The organism is Leifsonia naganoensis (genome assembly GCF_013410615.1).
GTDB lineage: Bacteria > Actinomycetota > Actinomycetes > Actinomycetales > Microbacteriaceae > Leifsonia > Leifsonia aquatica.
The window spans coordinates 1,069,066-1,090,888 of the sequence record NZ_JACCHJ010000001.1; the positions used below are offsets into that span (position 1 = coordinate 1,069,066).

Below are 21,823 nucleotides of genomic sequence, written 5' to 3' on the forward strand. Positions count from 1 at the left end.
CGCCCCGCCGGTCCGAGGCTCGAAACCTCCGGCATCCCTCACAAGACTCCGGAGGTCCCTCCATGTCCCGCGCCGTCCGCCAGCCGCACAAGTGGCTCGCCCTCGCCGTCCTCTCCCTCACCCAGCTCGTCGTCGTGCTCGACGGCACCATCGTCACCATCGCGTTGCCGCAGGCGCAGCTCGCCCTCGGTCTCAGCGACACCGAGCGGCAGTGGGTGGTCACCGCCTATGCGTTGGCGTTCGGCGCCCTCCTCCTGCTCGGCGGCCGCGTGGCCGACTACTGGGGCCGCAAGCGCACCTATCTTGTCGGCATGATCGGCTTCGGCATCGCCTCGGCCATCGGCGGCCTCGCCCAGAACGGCATCGAGCTGATCGGGGCCCGCGCCCTCCAGGGCGTCTTCGCCGCGTTGCTCGCCCCCGCCGCCCTCGCGCTGCTCACGGTGACCTTCCCGAGCGGGCGGGAGCGCAACACCGCCTTCGCCGTGTTCGGCACGATCGCCGGAGCCGGCGCGGCGGTGGGTCTGCTCCTCGGTGGAGCGCTCACCGAGTTCGCCGACTGGCGTTGGTGCCTGCTCGTGAACCTCTTCTTCGTGGCGGTCGGCCTGGTCGGTGGAGTGTTCGTGCTGGGCGAGAGCCGCGCCGAGGGCCGCAACCGCTACGACTGGTGGGGCGTCGGCACCGTCACGCTCGGGCTCGGCTCGCTGGTGTACGGCTTCAGCCTCGCCGAGAACGGCTGGGGCCGCGTCGACACCATCGGCTTCCTCGTCGCGGGCGTGCTGCTTCTCGTCGCCTTCGTGCTGATCGAGCGCCGGGTCGCCCAGCCGCTCCTCCCGCTGCGGGTCGTGCTCGACCGCGTGCGCGGCGGCGCCTTCCTCATCCAGGCCGTCGCCGGCAGCGTCATGATCGGCGCGACGCTCTACCTGACGCTGCACCTGCAGCTCGTGCTCGGGATGCCGCCGCTCGAGGCCGGCCTGGCGAGCCTCCCCCTTACCCTGGCGATCATGGCGACCGCTCCGGTGGCGACCCGCCTGCTCGGCCGCGTCGGCGCGCGGCCGCTGATGATCGCCGGTCCGCTGATCGTCGCGGTCGGCCTCCTGTACCTGAGCAGAATCACGGCCGACGGCTCGTACTTCGTGCAGGTGCTCCCCGCCCTCGTGATCATGGGCGTCGGCATGGCCTGCGTGTTCGTGCCCCTGCAGAACCTCGCACTCAGCGGGGTCGAGCCGCACGACGCGGGCGCGGCCTCCGCCACTGCGAACTCGGCCATGCAGATCGGCGGCTCGGTCGGCCTCTCGGTCTTCACCGCGCTCTACGCCGCGGCCCTCCCGACCGGCGGCGGCAAGCCGGTCGACCTCACGGACGGCTACTCGGTCGTGTTCGTCGCCGCCGCGGTCGGGATGGTGCTCGCCGCGGCGATCGCGGTCGCGCTCATCCGCGGACCACGCAGCCGCGCGGCGACCACGACGGCGCACGCGCAGGCCCCGATGGGTGCGCACTGACCCGGTGAAGCGACGTGGCGGATGCAGCACGACTTGCATCCGCCACGGGTCACGCGTCCGTGACGGCCGGGCTCAGGCCTGCGCGCGCGGGAGGGTCTCCCCGCGGAAGAAGGCCGGGAGCCGGCGGCGCATCACGAGCATCACCACGACGCCGGACAGCAGGATGACCATCCCCAGGATGAACACCAGCCCGACGCCGGCGACGTTCGAGCCGCTGCCGTAGGACGGGTCCATGCTGTCGACCAGCGTGGTGACGAACAGCACGCTCAGGATGCCGCCGCCGATGAGCGGGCACACGAGCGTGAAGAAGGCGTTGCGCACCGAGGTGAACCACTTCGCACGGAAGAACCACACGCACGCGAACGCGGTGATGCCGTAGTAGAAGCAGATCATCATCCCGAGCGTGGTGATGGTGTCCCACAGCACGTCCTCGCTGATGAAGCGCATGACGGCGTAGAACACGCTCGCGACCACGGCTGAGACGACGGTGGAGTAGCCGGGGGTCATGAACCGCGGGCTCACCCGGGCGAACCGCGCCGGGAGTGCGCCGTAGTGCCCCATGGCGAGCAGAGTGCGCGCGGGCGAGACCGCCGTCGACTGCAGAGACGCCGCCGAGCTGGAGAGCACGGCGATCGACATCAGGATGGCGAGCGGGCCGAGCACGGGCCCGGCGAGCGCGAAGAAGACGTTCTCCTGGATGTCGGGGTTGCCGAGGCCGATACCGCCCTCCCCCGTGCCGGCGAACGAGATCGCCGCCATGGACACGAACAGGTACGCGACCACGATGATCACGACGGTGAGCGTCGCGGCGCGGCCGGGCGTCGACCGGGAGCCCTTGGTCTCCTCGGACATCGTGAGGGTCACATCCCAGCCCCAGAAGATGAAGATCGAGAGCGAGAGCCCGGCGGCGAAGGCCGAGAACGAGGGGACGCCGAAGGGGTTGAACCAGTCGAGGCTCGGCGGGGTCGCGTCGAAGGCGGTGCCGTTCGCCACGTGGACGAATGCGACGACCCCGAACAGCACGAGCACCAGCAGCTGGAAGCCGACCAGCACGTACTGCACCTTCTGCGTCGTCTGCATGTCGCGATAGGAGATGAGCGTGGCGACGGCCATGAACGCCAGACACGTCGCGACGTTGATGAACGGGTTGTCGGAGAGGTGGGCGATCGCCGGGTTGTGGAATACCTGCGACAGCAGGAGGTAGAGGAAGTCGACCGCGATGCCCGCCAGGTTCGAGAGCACCACCACCGTCGCGGCGATGAGGCCCCAGCCGCCCATCCAGCCGAGATACGGGCCGAAGGCGCGAGTCGCCCAGGTGAACGAGGTGCCGGAGTCGGGCATCGCGTTGTTGAGCTCGCGGTAACCGAATGCGACCAGCAGCATCGGGAGGAAGCCGACCAGGAAGATCGCGGGCAGGTGGACGCCGACCTCCGAGACGGTCGGGCCGAGCGCACCGGTCAGCGTGTACGCGGGCGCGATGCAGGAGATGCCGATGACGACGGCGCCGATCAGGCCGACCGACCCGGCACTCAGACCCTTGGCGGTGCGGGTCGAGCTGGTCTCGGTGGATTCCGCGGCGCTGCGGGTGCTCATTCGGTGGTGCTCCTAGTGGCCCGCGCGGGGCACGACGATCATCGGGACGGGGAGTTCGCGCAGCATCGTGGCCGCGGTGGTGCCCAGGAACAGACGGCTCTGCTGGGCGAGACGGCTGGAGCCGACGACGACGACCTCGCCGGGCTGCCAGTCGAGGGAGGCGACGGCGTGCGAGATGCTGTCGCCGGGGGCGACGGAGGCGGTGGCCTCGACGCCGTCGGGGAGCGCCGCGCGCGCCTCCTGGAGCACGGCGGCGGCGTGGTGCTCGCTCACGCGTGCCTTGGCCGCATCCACCCCGGGGAGGTCGAGGGCGAGCAGCGAGACGAGGCGGAGCGGCACGGTGCCGCCGGCGGAGAGCCGGGCACTCGTGGCGAGCACGGCGTCCGCGCCCTCGCGCGTGCCGACCATGCCGGTCACGCGGCCGAGCGGGGCGGCGGTCTCGCGCGAGCCCTGCGGCGCCAGCATCACGGGGATGGGCGACGCGTGCAGCAGGGAGCCCGCCACCGAGCCGACCGTGAATCGACCGAGCAGGCCGTCCCGCGCTGCACCCACGACGATGAGCGCGGCACGGCCTGCCTCGGCGGCTGTGAGGAGCCCGCCGGCGAGGGAGTCGCCGTAGACGACCCTCTCGCGCGACGGCACCTGGTCCGGGATGCGGGAGCGGGCGTCGGCGAGCCAGCCCTCCGCGGTTTCGCGCAGGAGCGCGTCGTAGCCGGGATCGTTCGGGACGATCGACGGCCGCGAGTTCATCGGGAGCACCACCACGACATCCAGCCGCGCACCGATCGAGCCGGCGAACGCCGCCGCGGCGGCGAGGGCGTCCTCGCCGGACGGCGTCGCCGTGTAGCCGACGAGGATGCGCGGTGGAGTCGTGGTGGTCATGTCAGCTCGCCGGGATGAGCGTGTACTTCGTGCTCAGGTACTCGTGGATGCCCTCGAGCCCGCCCTCGCGGCCGAGACCCGACTGCTTCACGCCACCGAACGGCGCGGCGGCGTTGGAGACGAGGCCGGTGTTGAGCCCCATCATGCCGGTGTCGACGCTGTCGATCAGGCGCTGGCCGCGGGCGAGGTCCTGCGTGAAGACGTAGCCGACGAGTCCGTACTCGGTCTCGTTGGCGCGAGCCACGGCCTCCTCCTCGGTGGAGAAGGTCGAGATCGCCAGGATCGGCCCGAAGATCTCCTCGCGGAGGATCTCGCTGCCGGGCTGGATGTCGGTGATGACGGTCGGCTCGAAGAAGAAGCCGTCGCTCTCGGGGGCCGCGCCGCCGGTGAGCACGCGGGCGCCGCGCGAGACGGCGTCGTCGACCAGGGCCGCCATCGAGGCGACCGCGCGGTCGTCGATCAGCGGACCGAGGGTGACGCCCTCGTCGGTGCCGCGGCCGACGCGCAGCGCGTTCACGCGCTCGGTGACGCGGGCCGCGAACTCCTCCGCGATCGACTCGTGCACGATGAACCGGTTGGCCGCGGTGCAGGCCTGTCCCATGTTGCGGAACTTCGCGAGCATCGCGCCCTCGACCGCCTTGCCGAGGTCGGCGTCCTCGAAGACGACGAACGGGGCGTTGCCGCCGAGCTCCATCGAGGTGCGGAGCACGTTCTGGCCCGCCTGCGCGAGCAGCGCGCGGCCGACCGGCGTGGAGCCGGTGAACGAGAGCTTGCGCAGACGCGGGTCGGCGATGATCGGGGCCGAGACGGCACCGGAGGTCGACGTCGGGATGACGTTGACGACACCGGCGGGCACGCCCGCGTCGGCGAGCAGCTGGGCGAAGAACAGCGTGGTGAGCGGGGTCAGCTCGGCCGGCTTGATGACGACCGTGCAGCCGGCGGCCAGGGCGGGCGCGATCTTGCGGGTCGCCATCGCGAGCGGGAAGTTCCACGGCGTGATGAAGAAGCACGGGCCGACGGGGCGCTGGGACACGACCATGGTGCCGGTGCCCTCGGGGTTCGAGCCGTAGCGGCCGGCGATGCGCACGGCCTCCTCGGAGAACCAGCGGAGGAACTCGCCGCCGTAGGTGACCTCGCCGTTGGCCTCGGCGAGCGGCTTGCCCATCTCGAGGGTCATCAGCAGCGCGAAGTCGTCGCGGCGCTCCTGCAGCAGGTCGAACGCACGGCGGAGGATCTCGGCGCGGGTGCGGGGCGGGGTCGCCGCCCACGCCTCCGCCGCCTCGGCGGCCGCGTCCAGAGCACGGATGCCGTCCTCCGGGCGCGCGTTGGCGATGCGCTTGATCACGCGGCCGGTGGCCGGGTCCTGGACCTGAATCGGGTCCTGGGCTCCGGCCTCCCAGCGGCCCGCGATGAACAGGCCGTCGGGAACGCGGGCGAGCAGCTCGCTCTCGGTCGCGGTCAGGTCGGTGGCGGTGTCGACGGCGCTCATGCGTTGGCCACCGCCTCCGCGACGACGTCCAGTCCCTCGATGAGGAGGTGGTCCGGGATGCTGAGCGGCGGCAGGAAGCGGATCACGTTGCCGTAGGTGCCGCAGGTGAGCAGCACGACGCCGGCCGCGTGGGCGGCGGCGGCGACCTTCGAGGTCAGCGCGGCGTCCGGCTCCCCGGTCTCGGGGTCGACGAGCTCGATGGCGACCATCGCACCGCGGCCGCGCACCTCGGCGACACGCGGGTCGGCGTCGCGGAGGGCGCCGAGCTTCTCGAAGAGGATGTCGCCGATCTGGCGCGCGCGCTCGACCAGGCCGTCCTGCTCGTAGGTCTCGATCGCGGCGAGGGCGGCGACACAGGCGAGCGGGTTGCCGCCGTAGGTGCCGCCGAGGCCGCCGACGTGCGGCGCGTCCATGATCTCGGCGCGACCGGTGACGGCCGAGAGGGGCAGGCCGCCGGCGATGCCCTTGGCGGTGACGATGAGGTCGGGCACGAGGCCGAACTGCTCGGAGGCGAACATGGTGCCGGTGCGGGCGAAGCCGGTCTGCACCTCGTCCGCGATGAAGACGACGCCGTTGGCGCTCGCCCACGCCTGCAGGGCCGGGAGGAAGCCGTCGGCCGGGACGATGAAGCCGCCCTCGCCCTGGATCGGCTCGATGATGATCGCGGCGAGGTTGCTCGCGCCGATCTGCTTCTCGATCATCGTGATGGCGCGCTTCGCGGCCTCGGCGCCGGAGAGGCCGCCGTCGCGCAGGGGGTAGCTGAGCGGCGCCCGGTAGATCTCGGGGGCGAACGGGCCGAAGCCGTTCTTGTAGGGCTGGTTCTTCGCCGTCAGGCCCATCGTGAGGTTGGTACGGCCGTGGTAGGCGTGGTCGAACGCGACGACGGCCTGCTTGCCGGTGTAGTGGCGCGCGATCTTGACCGCGTTCTCCACCGCCTCCGCGCCGGAGTTGAAGAGGGCGCTGCGCTTCTCGTGGTCGCCGGGGGTGAGGCGGTTGAGCGCCTCGGCGACGTCGACGTAGGAGTCGTACGGGGCGACCGTGAAGCAGGTGTGCGTGAACGCGGCGACCTGCGCGGTGACGGCCTCGACCACGCGCGGGGCCGAGTTGCCGACGCCGGTCACGGCGATGCCGGAGCCGAGGTCGATGAGGGAGTTGCCGTCGACGTCGACGATGACCCCTCCGCCCGCGGCGACGGTGTAGACGGGGATGGTGGCACCGACACCGGCGGCGACGGCGCGCGACTTGCGCTCGGAGCGCTTGCGCGACTCGGGGCCGGGGATCGGGGTGACGAGCCGGCGCTCCTGCGGGAGCGTAGGTCCGCCGACGGGTGTGCTGATGGCGGGGTCGGTGATGGTCATGGCGGCATCGTAAGGAGCCTGGCGCGCCGCTGTCCTGGACACCCCGTACAATTCGTTGAGTCGGATTCGACACCCTGTCAGATCGGAAGGCACCGATGCCCGCCACCCTCGCTCAGCTCCTCGCCCGCCCCGAGCTGGACCTCACGCTGCTCACCGCGCCCGGCGTCGGCGATCCCGAGACCCTCGTGCCGTGGGCGCACAGCTCCGAGCTGCCCGACCCGACGCCCTTCCTCTCCCCGGGGCAGGTCCTCCTCATCACGAAGGCGCCCGACGAGATCGACGACTACGTCGCCCGGCTGGCCGAGCACGGGGTGGCGGCCCTCGGCTTCGGCACGGAGGTCGTACGAGCCGGGACGCCGGATGCCCTGCTCGAGGCGTGCACGCGGCACGGCCTCCCGCTGTTCGAGGTGCCGTACCGCACACCGTTCATCGCGATCGCGCGGTTCATCGCCGACCGCGTCGCCGCCGACGCGTACGCCCGCAGCACCTGGGCGCTCCGCGCCTCCCGCGCCATCTCGCTCGCAGCGCTGCGGCCCGACCCGCTCGCCGCGGTGCTCACCGAGCTCGCCCGGCAGATCGAGCGCCCCGTCGCGCTGATCGGGGCGGACGGCGCGCTCGACCGCGTCTCCCCCTCCGGTGCGGTCTCCGCGGCGTCGCGGGAGGCGCTGGTCGCGGCGGCGGACCCGTTGCTGCGCAGTCGACGTCGCGCGGCCGGCTCGGTCGTCACCGAGGCCGGCGCATTCGCGCTGCAGACGCTCGGGGCCGCCGGACGCCTGCGCGGCGTGCTCGCGATCGGCTCCGAGGGGCTCGACCCGGCCGCCCAGCAGGTGGTCACCGGGGTCGTGGCGCTGGCCGGCCTCGCGCTCGAGCAGAGCCGGGCCACCGACGCCGCCCGCGCGCGCCTCCGCACCTCCGTCTGGCGGGCGCTGATCGCGGGCGAACGAGCGCTGGCGGAGTCGGTCGCGGAGCCGGTGCTGGGCCCGCTGCCGGAGGCGCCGGTGCGCGTGACCGTGCTGGCCGGGACCGCCCTGACGGCGGCCGCGGACTGGCTGGAGTCGCACTCCGACGGGTTCTTCGCCCGCGACGGGCAGGAGCTGGTGCTGGTGGAGTCGGACGCGGGGGATCCCTCCGCGACCGCGACCGGGCTTGCGGCCGCCTCCCGGTTCGACCTCCGCGGCGGCACCTCGGCACCGAGCGCTCTCGCCGACCTCCCGACCGCCCTGGCCCAGGCCGAGGTGGCGCGGCAGCGGGCGACCCCGAAGGCTCCGGTCCCGTCGTTCGACGACGTCGCCGCGGCCGGGATGCTCGCCCTGCTGCAGACGCCAGACGCGCGCGCCGTCGCGCAGACCGCACTCGCGCCGCTGACCGCGGCCGACCCCGCCCTGACCGACCTGCTGCGCACCTGGCTCGACAGCGACGGGGTCTACGACATCGCCGCCCGCCGTCTCGGCATCCACCGCCACACCCTGCGGGCCCGCGTCGCCGAGGCGGAGCGTCTGCTCGGCCGCGACCTCAGCGGCTTCGCGGCCCGCGCCGACCTCTATGCCGCGCTCCGCGCGACCGCCTGAGCGCGCCTCCCGCGCCGCCCATCCCGCGCCGTCGAAGTTCACGATGTGGCGCTCATTCCACCCGAAATAGGCGCCACTTCGTGAACTTCGGGGTCGGGGTCAGGCCTCGCGCGTGATCGAGACCGAGACGAACAGTTCGGAGCCGCCGCCGCCCGCGAAGACGCCGCGCAGGGGGGTGACGTCCGTGTAGTCGCGGCCGTGGCCGACGCGCACGTGGCGGTCGCCGATGTCGATGCCGTTCGTGGGGTCGTAGCCGTGCCAGAAGCCGCAGAACCACTCGACCCACGCGTGCGACTCCCCGGTCACGGTCTCGCCGATCGCGGCGTCCGCCTTCGGGTGCAGGTAGCCAGAGACGTAGCGGGCCGGGATGCCCGCCGAGCGCAGCGCCCCGATGGCGACGTGGGCGATGTCCTGGCACACCCCGCTGCGCGACTCCCACGCCTCCGCGGCCGTGGTGCGCACGCCGGTGACGCCGCTGACGTACTCCATCCCGTCGCCGACCGCCGCGACGATCGCGCGCGCGGTGGAGCAGGGGTCGTCGGCGCCGTCGGACGCTGCCGTCGCCGCCGCCTCGGCCGCCAGCTCGGCGAGCGACGCGGGCGGCGCCGTCAGCTCCGTCTGCCGCAGCTGCTGCACGCACTCTCCCGAGCGCTGGACAGCCTCCTGCAACTCGTCCCAGCCGAGGCCGGCGAGGGGATGGGGAGCCTCCAGCACCTCCACCAGGCTGCTCGCCGTGATGGTCAGCTCGCGGTGCGGGTCGAGCACATCGAAGGCGAGCACGCGCGTGCCCCAATAGTCCGTGTACTGGTGGTGCGACGAGACCGGCTGCACGTCGAGGGAGGCGTGCAGCACCAGCTGGCGCTCCCCCGAGAGCGGCAGCATGCGCGCCTCGTTGTACGACGCGGTGACCTCGCCGTCGTAGCGGTAGCCCGTGGAGTGCGTGACCCGCAGCCGCTTCATACCCTCTCCCCGATCCAGCTCGGCGCCGCATGCTCCGGGAAGTAGCGCTGCGTGACGGCCGCGGTGGCCGCGCTCGTCGCATCCTGGATCGCGGACATGTACGCGGGGAGGTCGTCGATCACGTCGGCGACCGGCCGGAACTCCAGTTCGCTCTGCACCTGCCCGAGCAGCCGCACCGCCCGGTCGGACACCCCGGCGCGCTCCGTGCGCGGCTCGATGTCGCGCAGGCTGTCGACCGCGCCGGCGATCGAGTAGAGGATCGACCGCGGGAACAACCGGTCGTGCAGGAGGAACTCGGCGGCGTTGCGGGCGGAGGGCACACCGCGGTAGGTCCGCAAGTAGGCCTCGTAGGCGCCGCACGAGCGCAGGATGGTGGTCCAGCTCGGCCCGCTGGCCTCGGTGAGCGAGCGGGTCGCGAGCAGCCGCGCGGTCATGTCGGCCCGCTCGAGGCTGCGGCCCAGCGTGAAGAAGTGCCACGCCTCGTCCCGGCTGGCCCCGGACTCCATGATCCCCACGGCGAGCGCCGTGCGGTCGCGGACCCACGTGAAGAACTCGTGCACCTTGTCGCTCGTGACCCGGCGCGGCATCCGCGCGGCGGTCGTGTTGAGGCACTCCCAGAGCTCGGTCGAGACGATCTCGCGGGCACGGCGGGCGTTCTCCCGGGCGGCGCCGAGCGAGTAGACGATGGAGGCGGGAGCGCCGCGGTCGACGGCGAGGATGCGCAGCACGTCCTCCCGGACGAGGGCCCCGTCGGGCGCGTCGCTCCCCATCACGCCGAGCAGGGACCGGCAGGCGGTGTCCTCGTCGATCCACGGATCCTCGAGGAGCAGCTGGAGGTGCACGTCCAGGATGCGCGCCGTGCCGTCGCTGCGCTCGATGTAGCGGCCGATCCAGAAGAGCGAGGAGGCGATGCGGCTCAGCATGCGGTCCCCTCCTCCCGGTCGGCGCGTGCCTGCTGTTGTTGTTGTTGCTGCTGTTGCTGCTGGTCGGCGCGGGGCGCGTCCTCCTCCGAGTGGTCGGGCGCGTGCGGTGCAGGCAGCAGCGGGAGGGCCGCCGCCTGGTCCTCGACGAGGCCGGCGACCGCCCGGAGCTCGCGACCGCCCTCCGTCTCGACGGCGCTGCCCGCCGTGCCGACCACCCAGGTGTCCTTCGAACCGCCGCCCTGACTGCTGTTGACGACGAGCTGCCCTTCGGCGAGCGCCACTCGGGTGAGGCCGCCGGGGAGCACCCAGACGTCGCGCCCGTCGTTGACCGCGAACGGCCGCAGGTCGACGTGGCGGGGCCGCATCCCGTCCTCCACCAGCGTCGGGATGGTCGACAGCTGCACCACGGGCTGCGCGATCCAGCCGCGCGGGTCGGCGATCAGCCGGGCGCGCAGGTCGGCGAGCTCGCGGCGGGAGGCGTCCGGCCCGATCACAAGTCCCTTGCCGCCGGAGCCGTCGACGGGCTTGATCACCAGCTCGTCCAGCCGCTCGAGCACCTCGGCGAGCGCATCCGGCTCCTCCAGACGCCAGGTGTCGACGTTCGGGAGGATCGGCTCCTCGGCCAGGTAGTAGCGGATCAGCTCGGGCACGTACGTGTAGACCAGCTTGTCGTCGGCGACGCCGTTGCCGACCGCGTTCGCGATGGTCACGTTGCCGAGCCGGGCGGCGAGCATGAGGCCGGGAGTGCCGAGCACCGAGTCCACGCGGAACTGCAGCGGGTCGATGAAGTCGTCGTCGATGCGCCGGTAGATCACGTCGACGCGTTGGGGTCCGCTGGTCGTCCGCATCCACACCTTGCCCGCGGAGCAGAACAGGTCGCGCCCCTCCACCAGCTCGACGCCCATCAGGCGGGCCAGGAGGGTGTGCTCGAAGTAGGCCGAGTTGTAGACGCCGGGGGTCAGCACGACGACGTTCGGGTTCTCCATCCCGCCCGGCGCGCTCGCCTTGAGCGCCTGCAGCAGCCGGTACGGGTAGTCGCCGACCGGCCGCACCCGCATCGAGGTGAACAGCTCCGGCAGGGTCTGCGCCATGACGCGGCGGTTGGAGATGACGTAACTGACCCCGCTCGGCACGCGCACGTTGTCCTCGAGCACCCGCCAGTCGCCGAGCTCGTCGCGGATGAGGTCGATGCCGGAGACCTGGATGCGCACCCCGTTCGCGCTCTCGACGCCCGCGGCCGCGCGGTGGAAATGCGCCGAGGACGTGATCAGCCCGGCCGGGATGACACCGTCGCGCACCGCGTTCTGGGCGCCGTAGACGTCGCTCAGGAACGCCTCCAGCGCGCGCACCCGCTGGCCGACGCCCGCCTCGATGTGCGCCCACTCGGGCTGCTCGATCACGCGCGGCACGGCGTCGAGCGGGAAGGGGCGCTCCTCCCCCGCGAAGTCGAACGTCACCCCTTGCGCCAGGTACGAGCTGGCCAGGGCGTCGGTGCGGCCGCGCAACTCGTCCTGGGTCAACGCCGCGAGCGCGGCGAACAGCTCCCGGTAGGCGGGACGCGTCTCGGAGGTGTGGGCGCGACGCGCATCCCCGAACATCTCGTCGAACGGTGCCGCCCGGCCGCGCCGGCGCCGCGCCGTCTGCGCCCCGTACCCGCCGAACAGATCTCCCATGGGCTGACGCTAGCGCCGCGTCGTTACCCCCACGTTTCCGCACGTTTCGGGCACGTTGCGCTGCGGGAGGCGGGGCGTGGGAGGCCATCGGTTTTGTGCCCGATCGGGTGCGAACGCCACAATGGGCGGATGACCACTCCGATCTCCGGCACCCACTTCGGCCTGAGCGCCGGCGATTACCACGCCACCATCGCCTCCGTCGGCGCTTCGCTGCGCACCCTCGAGCACAAGGGGCGCGCGCTCGTCGTGCCGTTCGAGGCGGACGAGGTGCGCCCGGCGTTCCGCGGCGCCACGCTCGCCCCGTGGCCGAACCGGGTGGTCGACGGCCGGTACACCTTCGAGGGCGTCGAGCAGCAGCTCCCCCTCACCGAGCCGGACCGCGGCCACGCCTTGCACGGCCTCGCCGCGTGGCTCGACTTCGCCCCCGTGGACCGCTCCAGCGACAGCGTGACCTTCGCCGCCACCATCGAGGCGCAGGCCGGCTACCCGCACCGCGTGGAGGTCTCGGTCACCTTCAGCCTCGGCGAGGGCGGTCTCCGGACCGTCGTCACCGCCACTAACACCGGTCCGACGGCGGCGCCGTGGGGCACCGGCCCGCACCCGTACCTCGTCGCCGGTGAGGGCCGCGTGGACGACTGGACGCTCTCCCTCCCCGCCGCCGCGGTGCTGCCGGTCGACGAGGAGCGCCTCATCCCCTTCGACCTGACGAGCGTCGAGACCGAGGGCGACGGCGTCTTCGACTTCCGCACCCCGCGCACCATCGGCGACACCTTCATCGACCACGCCTTCACCGGCCTGACCCGGGATGCGGACGGCATCGCGACGGTCGCCCTCCGCACCGCCGACGGCTCCGGGGTCGAGATGGTCTGGGACGACGCGTGCCCGTGGGTCCAGATCCACACCGCCGACCAGCCCGACCCCGCCCTGAACCGCCTGGGCCTCGCCGTCGAGCCGATGACCTGCCCGCCCGACGCGTTCAACTCGCGCACCGACCTCATCGTGCTGCAGCCCGGCGAGTCGTCGAGCGCGTCGTGGACGATCCGGGCGCTGGGCTAGGCGGAGTTCAGGGCCGCGGGGTCTCGTCCCGCGGCGGACGCGGCGAGCGCGTCGCTGCCGGTACACCTCGGCGAGCGAGAAGTACGAGACCGACGACGATCGCTGCGACGACCGCGGCGATGGCGCCGACGATCCCCACGATAATGGCGGCGTGAACGACGTCCATCACGGAGTCGAGTCCCAGCGCGAGGTGTCACGAACGTAGAACGAGAGGCTGTAAACGCCGGAACCACTGCCCAACAGGAAGGTCACGTAAAGACTTCCCTGCACGTGGGCGGGCGAGGTGCCACTCTGATCTCGTCGGACCAGATTGAATCTCGTTGAATTCACGGTTGCCGCCCCGGTCCAATAGCCGATCTGACGGTAGTTGGTCACCTGCGCTTGTCCGATCGAACTCCTGCGACCATCGGAGAGAAACGTGATCGAGTACAGCGCCGTGTTCGTCTGGACCCGACAGTCGTAGAAGGGGAAGTTGCCAGCCCCGGCGCCCTCTCGACACCCGGAGACCGATCGAGGTGCCCCCGAGGAGCCGATGACCTGCGGCACCTCGATCGACGAGATCGCGGGGGATCCGTCGGCGTAGATTCTGGTGGTGACCTCCTGGTCGCCAACGATCTCGGTCCTTTCAGAGACTGGTTCCGCACCCGTGACCGAGTCCCAGTCCTCGCCTGCTAGAAGCTTGGCCATCAAGCGGTCCTGCGTTTGCGTGTCAACCCCAGCGTCGGCCAAACGGGCCCGGATGCCGTCGAGATCGGGTCCTCCGCTTGCCTGGGCAGGGACCGCCGACGAGACCACGAGGACAGCAGCAGCAAAGAGGGTAGCGAGCGGCGAGCCCGCCCGCGTGAGGGACGTTTTCATTGCTTCATTCCTTTCACACAGCGACAACATTGTCGATGTGTGAAATTCAGAGTCTCATATCATGCGATTGTTTACCGCAGTGCTCGCACCCTATAAATGCGATTTCATGAAGTCAGGCAGCCCCGCCGAGGTTGCCCAGGATGAGGCCGAGGGTGAAGTCGAAGCGCTCGTGCTCGGTGCCCGCGGTGAGCTCGGTCGCGTAGCGGCGGATGTTCGGGAAGCGGTCCTCGGGGAGCGCCGTGAAGCGGGCGATCAGATCGCTGCGGTCGTCGGCGTCGAGGCGGCGGTCCACGGTGCCGGATCCTGTACCGGCGACCGCGAGGTCCATGGCGTAGGCGCCGACGTAGAGGAACAGGGCGTCGATGGTCCACGTCGCCGTCTGCGGGGCGATGCCGCCCGCGACCAGGATGGCGAGCATCCCCTCGTTGACGCGCAGCACGTCGAGGTCGGTGACATCCATCGCCAGGGCTGCGCGGGAGATGCCGGGGTAGGCGAGGTACTGGTCGCGGAGCTGCGCGCAGACGTCGGCGATCTGCTCGCGCCAGGCCGACGGCTCGGGCTCCGGGAGATCGATCCGGCTGCAGAGGCGCCCGATGACGAGCTCGTCGAGATCGGCCTTGTTGACGACGTGCGCGTACAGCGAGGCCGGGCCGGTCTCGAGACGCGAGGCGACACTGCGCATGGTCAGCGCCTCGTAGCCCTGCGCCGCGACGATCTCGAGCGCGGCATCGGTGATCCGCTCCACCGTGATCGGCGCCTTGCGGGCGGCGTTGGGGGTGTCGCTGGTCGCGTGCCGGGCCGCACGACGCTGCTGAGGGGAGGCCATTCCTCCATCCTAGCTTGACTCGAACGGTGTTCGGAGAGTAGAACAGTGTTTGTGATTAACGAACAGCGTTCGCCTCGTACTCTTCGCGGCTCCTGGATGGCCCTCGCCGGGCTCTCCGCCGTCTTCCTCTTCGAGATGCTCGACAACTCCATCCTGAACGTCGCGCTCCCCACCATCGGCCGCGAGCTGCACTCCTCGACGACCGCCCTCCAGTGGGTGACCGGCGCCTACTCCGTGGTCTTCGGCGGTCTGATGCTCCTGTTCGGCGCGATCGCGGACCGGTTCGGCCGCCGCCGGGTGATGCTCATCGGCCTGGTGCTGCTCGCCCTCGCGAGCCTGGCGACCGCCTTCGTCACGACGGCCGAGCAGCTGATCGCCGTCCGCGCCGTGATGGGCATCGCCGCCGCGATGACCACGCCCGGATCGATGGCACTCGCCTTCCGGCTGTTCGACGAGGAGAGCCTGCGCGTCCGCGCGATCACCCTCATCTCGACGGTCGGGCTGGTCGGGCTCGCCATCGGGCCGACGGTCGGAGGTCTCGTGCTGGCCGTCGCGCCCTGGCAGGTGCTGCTGCTGGTCAACGTGCCGATCGCCCTGCTCGCGCTCGTCGGCATCCGGGCCGGCATCGCCGCGGACGACCCGACCGAACTGCACCGCGATCCGCTCGATATCCCCGGCGCACTGCTGGCCACCGCGACCATCGTCTTCGCCCTGGTCGCGCCGACGATGTTCGTCGACGACGGCGCGGGATCGTGGATGCCGTGGGCCATGACGGCGGCGGCGATCCTCGCGGCCGTCGGATTCGTCCTCCGGGAGCGCTCGGCGCGGCATCCCCTCCTCGATCTCGGCCTCCTCGCTCGCCCGCTCGTCTCCAGCGGTCTCGCGTTCAAGGCGGGCGCCGGTCTCGCCACGGCGGGCCTGAGCTACCTGGTGACCCTCCAGCTCCAGCTCGCGTGGGGATGGCCTCCGGCGCTGGCCGCGCTCGGGATGCTGCCGCAGGTCGTCGTGCTCCTGGCGCTCGGCCCGTTCGTGAACCCGTTCGTGCAGCGCGTCGGCATCCGGCGCGCGGCGTGGCTGAGCGCCGCAGCCGTCGTCGCCGGCCTCGCCGTCTACGCGGTCTTCAACAGCCTCGGCTACGTCTTCGTCGCGATCGCCCTCGCGCTCGTCGCCGCGGGGCTCCGCGTGGTCGGCGTCGTCGCAGCGGTCACCGTCCTGAGCGGCCTGCCGAAGAACCGCACCACGATCGGCGCGGCACTCGCCGACACCACGACCGAGGTCGCGAACGGCGTCGGCATCGCGGTCGCCGGCACGATCCTGGCGGCCGTGTTCACCGGGAGCATCGCCGCCTCCGGCTGGACCGCCCAGCAGGCTGCGGAGTTCCAGGGAGCCGCCACCCTCGGCGGGCTGGTCCTGACCGCGGTCGCCGCCGCGTTCGTCGTGTTCGGGATCATCCGCTCGCGTCGTGCGGGCGATGCCGAGGACGACTCCACGGAGCGCGCCGCGGCCACGGACGAAGCGGCCGTGGACCCCGCGGCGTAGCCCGCGCCGCTACTCACCGACGGCACCCAGCTCACCGAGAGCCCGGGTGTCGATCGGTGTGCCGGTGTCGACAGCCCTCACGAGCAGGAGCGTCGCCTCCGCCGCGAGGCGCGCGCCCTGTGGACCGTTCGCACCGGTGAGCCCCGGCACCGGCCCGATCAGCCGTCCGGCGTCGATCATGCCGAGGTGGGCGACTCCGTCGAGCGTGACCCGGGCGCCGTTGCGGTCCGCGAGGAGGCTGCTCAGGGCCTGGTCGTAATCCGGGTTCGCTGGCATGTCCCCCGCCACGACGGCGAGCAGCGGCTGGGCGAGCCGGGTGTCCGCGGGCGAGCGCGGCATCCCGTCGATGTCGACGACGCCCGTGATGCGACGGTCCAGCCGGGCGGCTTCGATCGCCGCCGCGCCGCCCGCGGAGTGCCCGGCGGCGATGATCCTCGTCCGGTCGGCAGCCGCAAGCTCGGGGGCATCGGAGGCCGGCCCTTCCAGCGTGTCGATCACGGCACGGATGTCGGCAGCCCGGATTCCCGCCCACTGATCGGCGAGAGCCTGGTCGGCCGCGTCGTCCCCCGTGGTCCGCAGGTCGTCGTGGGCGATGGAACCGTCGGCGAGCTCGGTCGCCGCGGCGTCGTACGGATGGTCGAGCGCGATCACGACGATGCCGTTGCTCGCGAGCTCCTCCGCCCAGGAGGTGAAGAACCAGCGGGTGCTGTTGAGGCCCGGCGAGGCGATGACGACGGGGAAGGAGCCGCCCGCGGGCGACGCCTCCTCCGTCGCCGCGCTCCGCGCGCGGGTCAGGCTGTCGAAGAGGAGTGGCGGCATCCCGTACTGCTGCGCCAACGAGCCGGTGAGCGCGGCCGCGGACGCAGCGTTCGGGAGGTACGCCGAGCCCGGGCCTGGCCGTGCGGCCGGGTACCAGACAGTGACTGGGAGGGAGCGCACCTGCCCGGGGGTGCTCCCGCCGTGCGCATCCCGGGTGGGATCCGTCCACACGTGGGTGGCGACGCCCACGGCGTGCGGTCCGCTCGGCGTCGGCACCGACATCGGCGGGAGCGCCCACGCGGCGCCGGCGATCCCGACCACGCCGAGCGCTCCGAGAGTCGCGCCCGCGACGGCGAGCCGGGGCGCCCTCCCGGAGCGCGCCCACAGCACGACGACCGCCACAACGACGGCCGCCACGGCTTCGGCGATCAGCTGCGGCCGCGCACCCTCCAGCACGACCGCGATCATGAGCAGCAGTACGGTCGCCGATCCGACGACGATGACAGCGACGGCGCGGCGCCGGCGGGTGGCGACGCCCACGACCAGGGCGGCGAGCAGCAGGGCGGAGACGGAGATGTCGATCCAGGGCACGGGTGGGCTCCTCCAGTACGGGGTGATGGGCCCACCGTAGGTTCCGGGAGGAGGCGCGCACGTCGGCCGGGAGACGCGAGGGGGTCATCCCACCGGATGATCCGCGCGCCGTGACCGCGGGCCCCGACCGCCACCTCCCGGGACGACGGAACGGGCCGGCTCACCGAGCCGGCCCGTTCGTCTCTCCGCACGGAGAAGGTGCGTGCGGCCATCCACGACTGGCCGCACGCCGTCTGGGATCAGGAGGCCGAAGCGGTTCCTGCAGGGGCGAGCGACGCGATGATCGCGTCCGCCGTCTCGTGCCCGACGCGGATCGCACCGTCCACGTGCTGGTAGCCGCGACCGGCCATGTCGCTGCACGAGAAGTGCACCGGGCCGACGGGCGCACGCAGGTCGGAGCCGTAGCGGGCCAGGCCGCCCATGTCGAAGCTGGCGGCGTAGGCGCCGCGCGTCCACTCCTCGCTGCCCCAGTCGCTCTCGTAGTAGACGACCGGGCTCAGGGCCTTCTCGCCGTAGTAGTGCGACAGGGACTCGAGGATGCGCGCCTTGCGCTCCTCGGGCGGCTGGCGGAACACGTCGTCCGCGGCCTCGTCCGAGACGAAGCCGACGAGCGTGCCGCGCGGGTCGCCGTGGTAGCTGTTGTCGTACGCCTCGTGCACGAGCTCGTACGGGCTGAAGGCGGTGCCGGAGAGGCCGTCCTCGCGCCAGAACGGGGTCTCGTAGACGGCGTGCACCTTGATGACGAAGCCCATCGACAGGTGCTGGTGCATCTGCTGCTGGCGGCGCGGGAGCGGCGGCTCGTAGGAGATGCGGCTGATCAGCACGGGCGGGACGGCCAGGATGACGCGACGGGCGCGCACCTCCACTCCGTCGGCGATCGCGGTGACGCCCTCGTCGCTCCAGCGCAGCGTGCGCACGGGAGCGTTCAGGAAGACGTCGTCGCCGAGGCGCTCGGCGAGCAGCAGCGGCACCTGCTGCAGGCCGCCCTTGACGCGCTTGTCCAGAATGAAGTCGGCGTCGACGAGGTGCGAGAAGCTGCCCGCGCTCGCGGCCATCAGCAGCGCCTGCAGCGCGGAGAACGCGTGGGCGGGCTTGGTGAGCATGGCGCCGGCGATGAACATGCCGATGTTGCGCCGCGCCTCCTCGTCCTCGGTCTGCGTCTCCAGCCAGCGGCGGAACGAGATCTCGTCGAGCTCCTTGGCCTGCGGGTGGTCCCACGGCCGGTCCGGGTCGATCTCGGCGACGAGCGCGTCGAGCCGGTCGATGAGGCTCACGATCTCGCGCTCGGTGGTCGGCGCGACCGGGAAGATCTCGCCCTCGAAGGTGCGGCGCTCGCCCCCCTCGCCGAGGTAGACGTTGATGCCCTCGCGGTAGCGGGAGTAGGTCTCGAGCCCCAGTTCGGCCAGCGTGTCGATGAGGGCGTCCTGGTCCGGCGAGACCCACTGCCCGCCGATCTCGAGGGTCGCCCCGTCGATGTCGTCCGTCCACAGCCGGCCGCCGACGCGGTCGCGCGCCTCCAGCACGGCGACGGTCAGGCCCGCCTTCTTCAGGTCGGTCGCGGCCGTCAGGCCGGACGCACCAGCGCCGATGATGACGACGTCACGTTCGATGCTGCTCATGGCTATCACTCCTCGATCAGGTCACGGCGATGCTAGGCGGGGCGACGAGCCCGGCGACTGTACGGGCTGTCGAAACGCGGGAGGGTGCATCGACAGTCTGGCACTGTCAGGCCCGTTCGGACGCCCGGCGCGGAGTGTCGTCGCGCAGCACGCGCGCCGGAGGGACGATCGCGCTCTGGAGGCGGCGGACGACCTCCAGGTAGTCCGCGGTCCAGATGACGCGCACCGCGGTGCCCATCGCGTCGGCGGAACCCGACTCGAGGTCGTCGGCCACGGCGTCCGCGAGCCGCGCCGGCGCGGACGGGTCCTTCGGCGCCGGCTGCGGGAGGGGCTCCCGCGCGGCCAGCTGCGTCGCGAGCTCGCCGTACCAGCGCTCGAGGCGCGCAACCGACGCGTCGAGCACCCGGCCCGCCTCCGCCGTGCCGCCGCCGGCGACCTCCTGCCCGTCCCAGAGCTCCAGGATGGCGTCGCCCGCGAGCCGCACGCCGGCGACCCCCGTGACGGACGCCGACACCTCGGCGAGCGGTCGGCGCTTGGTGCCGCGCTCGGCGAGGTAGGTGCGGAACGCGTCGTCGAGGCGTCGGGAGGCCGCCGCCGCGCGCAGCGACTGCGTCCGGGTCGTCTCGCGCTCGTCGCGACGCGCCCCCTCCCCGACTCCCGCGTCGACCACCGCGCGCAGGTACCGCATCCCCTCGCGGTAGGCGTCGGCGAGGGCGCTACGGAGGGACGCGGAGGCGCCGCGCGGCCAGAACAGCACGCCGACGACCAGACTCACGGCGCAGCCGAGGGCGACGTCCTCGATGCGGCTGAGGCCGACGGTCCACCCCGTCGGCGCGATGATGTTGAAGAGGAGCACGATCACGATCGTGAAGGCCGCCTGACCGGCCGCGAACGAGATCGCCGCCGGAGCGACCCCGGCGATCAGGATGGCGACCGGCAGCACGATCCAGAGCACGATCGGGTTGCCGCCGATCACGAACAGGGCGGCGGCCCCGACGATGACCCCGACGACCGTCCCGAGTACGCCCCGCAGCGCGGTCTGGCCGGTGCTCAGCGCGTTCGAGCGGAGCACCGAGAGGGTGCCGAGCACCACCCAGAACGCGTGCTCCACGCCGGTGAGCTTGGCCAGCAGCACCGCGAGGCCGAGTCCGATCGCGCCGCGGATGCTGTTGCGCAGCCAGACCGAGTTCCACCCGAAGAACCCGCTGGCTCGCTCGGCCGCGGCGACGACCGGCCCGCGCAGGTCGCCCGGCTGACGGCCGAGCATCCGCTGCCACCAGGTCCGCCGTTCCGCGCGGGCGGTGAGGGAGATGTTGCCCGCCACGGTGGCGACCGCGTAGGCCAGCTCCTGGGCCCGGAATCCGGGATCGAGGGCGGTGATCATCCAGCCGCCGGCATCGGCTCCGCCGCCCGCTCCCTCCGAGGCGGCCGCGTCGCGCCGCGCCGGCGGATGGGTCAGCATCGCCGCCTCCACCTGTGCCCGTGCGCGGGCGAGACGCCCGAGCGCATCCTCCAGGGCGGTCGGGTCGCCCGCGTGCTCCGCCAGCACGATCGCGCTCTCGTCGAGCACGTCGGCCGCGGCGTTCTTCACCGTCCAGGCCGCCTCGTGGATGGGCTCGGGCACGCCCGACGGAGGCCGGCCGAGCCGGTCGAACTGGGCGATGACGGCGTTCAGCCAGGTGAGCTCGTCCACCAGCCGGACGATGGTCCGAGCCGGAGTGCTGAGCCCGGTCGGACGGTACGGCGTCGCCAGGAACGTCGCGTGCAGCGAGGCGACCGCGTCGTCGCCGACCGCCCGCGTGCGGTCGCGCTCGGCCAGCAGGTCCGGGTCGGCGCCGCTGAGCAGGTAGGCGGTCTCGGCCCGCAGACGGGCGGCGAGCGCGCGGCAGGCGTCGGCGGCAGGGCCGCGCAACGGCTCCCTCGTCGGCGCGGGCCAGAGCACCGTGATCGCCACGATGCTGACGACCGCGGCGATCCCCCAGCCGAGCAGCCGGGGGCCCAGGGTCGCGATCGTGCCGGGAACCATGACCGGGAGGATGAACGCCAGCAGCAGGGAGGTGCCGGCCGACGCCGTCACCGAGCTCACCGATCCGGCGAACAGCACGACGAGCGCGACGACCGCCATCGCGACGGCGGACAACCAGGCCGGGTCCGACGCGAGCGTGCCGAGGCACACGAGCACCGCGCCCACCACCGCGAGCGCCACCTGCGCCTGCACCCGCTCACGCAGCGGACCGCCGAAGTCGACGAACAGTAACATCGCGAACGTGCCGAACGCCCCGAACAGCGCGACGTCCGGGCTCCCGAGCACCTGCCCGCCCAGGAGGAACAGCAGCGGCATCACGATCGCCGCCCGCCCCGCTCGGCGTAGGGCGTTGAAGCCCGGGTCGTGGCGGCGCAGCCAGCCCGCGAGGCGCGCACTCGCGCCGCGCTCGCGCCGAACCGCCTCGCCCTCTGCCACGTCGGAAGGGTATCGCCCTGCGGGCGTGGGGAGAACCTCCCGCGAGACGTGACTTGTTGCGGGTGCAGCCTCCGCGTCACCCGCAACAAGTCACGTCTCGCGAATCACGGCGTTCTCTCTCCGTTCACCGGTGCTTTGCCTTTCGTACCGCGCGCGTCGATAGCGTCCG

At 72.3% G+C, this 21,823-nt stretch carries 16 protein-coding genes; 4 read left to right on the forward strand and 12 right to left on the reverse strand.

Features of this window, described 5'->3' with window-relative positions; translation table 11 throughout:
• Positions 1 to 62 precede the first annotated feature (62 nt).
• Positions 63 to 1,499 carry an MFS transporter gene (locus HNR14_RS05120; RefSeq protein ID WP_179700168.1) on the forward strand — a complete coding sequence of 479 codons (1,437 nt, stop codon included), beginning with the start codon at positions 63 to 65 and terminating at the stop codon, positions 1,497 to 1,499.
• Positions 1,500 to 1,571: 72 nt separating this feature from the next.
• Here HNR14_RS05120 and HNR14_RS05125 read toward each other — a convergent pair whose 3' ends face one another.
• The 4 genes from HNR14_RS05125 to gabT are packed head-to-tail and all read right to left on the reverse strand — an operon-like array spanning position 1,572 to position 6,821.
• Entirely contained in the window at positions 1,572 to 3,092 is a 1,521-nt protein-coding gene (locus HNR14_RS05125) for an APC family permease (RefSeq protein ID WP_179700169.1), read from the reverse strand.
• 12 nt (positions 3,093 to 3,104) lie between these two features.
• Positions 3,105 to 3,974 (reverse strand): universal stress protein, encoded by an 870-nt coding sequence (locus HNR14_RS05130; protein WP_179700170.1) that lies wholly within the window; start codon positions 3,972 to 3,974, stop codon positions 3,105 to 3,107.
• A 1-nt stretch (position 3,975) separates the two neighbouring features.
• A complete protein-coding gene (locus HNR14_RS05135) occupies positions 3,976 to 5,463 on the reverse strand; it encodes an NAD-dependent succinate-semialdehyde dehydrogenase (protein ID WP_179700171.1) in 1,488 nt (495 codons plus the stop codon).
• The gene (gene gabT / locus HNR14_RS05140; RefSeq protein ID WP_179700172.1) at positions 5,460 to 6,821 is read right to left on the reverse strand and encodes a 4-aminobutyrate--2-oxoglutarate transaminase; all 1,362 of its coding nucleotides are present in this window, start codon (positions 6,819 to 6,821) and stop codon (positions 5,460 to 5,462) included. The genes HNR14_RS05135 and gabT overlap by 4 nt, the downstream gene beginning before the upstream one ends.
• A 95-nt stretch (positions 6,822 to 6,916) precedes the next feature.
• Here gabT and HNR14_RS05145 point away from each other — a divergent pair, with 95 nt between their 5' ends.
• Positions 6,917 to 8,389: a PucR family transcriptional regulator gene (locus HNR14_RS05145; protein WP_179700173.1), complete on the forward strand. Its 1,473-nt coding sequence runs from the start codon at positions 6,917 to 6,919 to the stop codon at positions 8,387 to 8,389.
• 99 nt (positions 8,390 to 8,488) lie between these two features.
• Here HNR14_RS05145 and HNR14_RS05150 read toward each other — a convergent pair whose 3' ends face one another.
• From HNR14_RS05150 to HNR14_RS05160, 3 genes are read right to left on the reverse strand one after another with little or no spacing between them, the layout of a single operon-like run.
• Complete coding sequence (locus HNR14_RS05150) at positions 8,489 to 9,349, reverse strand: transglutaminase family protein (protein ID WP_179700174.1); 861 nt, start codon at positions 9,347 to 9,349, stop codon at positions 8,489 to 8,491.
• On the reverse strand, positions 9,346 to 10,272 hold the full coding sequence (locus HNR14_RS05155) for an alpha-E domain-containing protein (RefSeq protein WP_021764031.1): 927 nt from the start codon (positions 10,270 to 10,272) through the stop codon (positions 9,346 to 9,348). Before HNR14_RS05155 ends, HNR14_RS05150 begins: the two co-directional genes overlap by 4 nt.
• Positions 10,266 to 11,945, reverse strand: coding sequence for a circularly permuted type 2 ATP-grasp protein (locus HNR14_RS05160; protein WP_179700175.1), 1,680 nt, complete (start codon positions 11,943 to 11,945; stop codon positions 10,266 to 10,268). The genes HNR14_RS05155 and HNR14_RS05160 overlap by 7 nt, the downstream gene beginning before the upstream one ends.
• A gap of 129 nt (positions 11,946 to 12,074) precedes the next feature.
• On the opposite strand from HNR14_RS05160, the gene HNR14_RS05165 reads away from it, so the two are divergent.
• Entirely contained in the window at positions 12,075 to 13,001 is a 927-nt protein-coding gene (locus tag HNR14_RS05165) for an aldose 1-epimerase family protein (protein WP_179700176.1), read from the forward strand.
• Positions 13,002 to 13,166: 165 nt separating this feature from the next.
• On the opposite strand, the gene HNR14_RS05170 is transcribed toward HNR14_RS05165, so the two are convergent.
• Together HNR14_RS05170 and HNR14_RS05175 are read right to left on the reverse strand one after the other, a co-directional pair.
• Positions 13,167 to 13,859 (reverse strand): hypothetical protein, encoded by a 693-nt coding sequence (locus HNR14_RS05170; RefSeq protein ID WP_179700177.1) that lies wholly within the window; start codon positions 13,857 to 13,859, stop codon positions 13,167 to 13,169.
• A 112-nt stretch (positions 13,860 to 13,971) separates the two neighbouring features.
• On the reverse strand, positions 13,972 to 14,685 hold the full coding sequence (locus HNR14_RS05175; protein ID WP_179700178.1) for a TetR/AcrR family transcriptional regulator: 714 nt from the start codon (positions 14,683 to 14,685) through the stop codon (positions 13,972 to 13,974).
• A gap of 96 nt (positions 14,686 to 14,781) precedes the next feature.
• On the opposite strand from HNR14_RS05175, the gene HNR14_RS05180 reads away from it, so the two are divergent.
• Positions 14,782 to 16,224 (forward strand): MFS transporter, encoded by a 1,443-nt coding sequence (locus HNR14_RS05180; protein WP_179700179.1) that lies wholly within the window; start codon positions 14,782 to 14,784, stop codon positions 16,222 to 16,224.
• 9 nt (positions 16,225 to 16,233) lie between these two features.
• Here the strand turns inward: HNR14_RS05180 and HNR14_RS05185 are convergent, their stop codons facing one another.
• The 3 genes from HNR14_RS05185 to HNR14_RS05195 all read right to left on the reverse strand — a co-directional run bounded on the left by HNR14_RS05185 (position 16,234) and on the right by HNR14_RS05195 (position 21,654).
• A complete protein-coding gene (locus HNR14_RS05185; RefSeq protein WP_179700180.1) occupies positions 16,234 to 17,574 on the reverse strand; it encodes an alpha/beta hydrolase in 1,341 nt (446 codons plus the stop codon).
• Between the two features lie 239 nt (positions 17,575 to 17,813).
• Positions 17,814 to 19,193 (reverse strand): flavin monoamine oxidase family protein, encoded by a 1,380-nt coding sequence (locus HNR14_RS05190; protein ID WP_179700181.1) that lies wholly within the window; start codon positions 19,191 to 19,193, stop codon positions 17,814 to 17,816.
• A 106-nt stretch (positions 19,194 to 19,299) separates the two neighbouring features.
• Complete coding sequence (locus HNR14_RS05195) at positions 19,300 to 21,654, reverse strand: FUSC family protein (protein WP_343064417.1); 2,355 nt, start codon at positions 21,652 to 21,654, stop codon at positions 19,300 to 19,302.
• Positions 21,655 to 21,823 lie beyond the last annotated feature (169 nt).

What these genes read in the sequence shown, in the direction of transcription:
- HNR14_RS05120 (WP_179700168.1), top strand. Translation starts at nt 63, where the DNA reads ATGTCCCGCGCCGTCCGCCAGCCGCACAAGTGGCTCGCCCTCGCCGTC.
- HNR14_RS05125 (WP_179700169.1), bottom strand. Translation starts at nt 3,092, where the DNA reads ATGAGCACCCGCAGCGCCGCGGAATCCACCGAGACCAGCTCGACCCGC.
- HNR14_RS05130 (WP_179700170.1), bottom strand. Translation starts at nt 3,974, where the DNA reads ATGACCACCACGACTCCACCGCGCATCCTCGTCGGCTACACGGCGACG.
- HNR14_RS05135 (WP_179700171.1), bottom strand. Translation starts at nt 5,463, where the DNA reads ATGAGCGCCGTCGACACCGCCACCGACCTGACCGCGACCGAGAGCGAG.
- gabT (WP_179700172.1), bottom strand. Translation starts at nt 6,821, where the DNA reads ATGACCATCACCGACCCCGCCATCAGCACACCCGTCGGCGGACCTACG.
- HNR14_RS05145 (WP_179700173.1), top strand. Translation starts at nt 6,917, where the DNA reads ATGCCCGCCACCCTCGCTCAGCTCCTCGCCCGCCCCGAGCTGGACCTC.
- HNR14_RS05150 (WP_179700174.1), bottom strand. Translation starts at nt 9,349, where the DNA reads ATGAAGCGGCTGCGGGTCACGCACTCCACGGGCTACCGCTACGACGGC.
- HNR14_RS05155 (WP_021764031.1), bottom strand. Translation starts at nt 10,272, where the DNA reads ATGCTGAGCCGCATCGCCTCCTCGCTCTTCTGGATCGGCCGCTACATC.
- HNR14_RS05160 (WP_179700175.1), bottom strand. Translation starts at nt 11,945, where the DNA reads ATGGGAGATCTGTTCGGCGGGTACGGGGCGCAGACGGCGCGGCGCCGG.
- HNR14_RS05165 (WP_179700176.1), top strand. Translation starts at nt 12,075, where the DNA reads ATGACCACTCCGATCTCCGGCACCCACTTCGGCCTGAGCGCCGGCGAT.
- HNR14_RS05170 (WP_179700177.1), bottom strand. Translation starts at nt 13,859, where the DNA reads ATGAAAACGTCCCTCACGCGGGCGGGCTCGCCGCTCGCTACCCTCTTT.
- HNR14_RS05175 (WP_179700178.1), bottom strand. Translation starts at nt 14,685, where the DNA reads ATGGCCTCCCCTCAGCAGCGTCGTGCGGCCCGGCACGCGACCAGCGAC.
- HNR14_RS05180 (WP_179700179.1), top strand. Translation starts at nt 14,782, where the DNA reads ATGGCCCTCGCCGGGCTCTCCGCCGTCTTCCTCTTCGAGATGCTCGAC.
- HNR14_RS05190 (WP_179700181.1), bottom strand. Translation starts at nt 19,193, where the DNA reads ATGAGCAGCATCGAACGTGACGTCGTCATCATCGGCGCTGGTGCGTCC.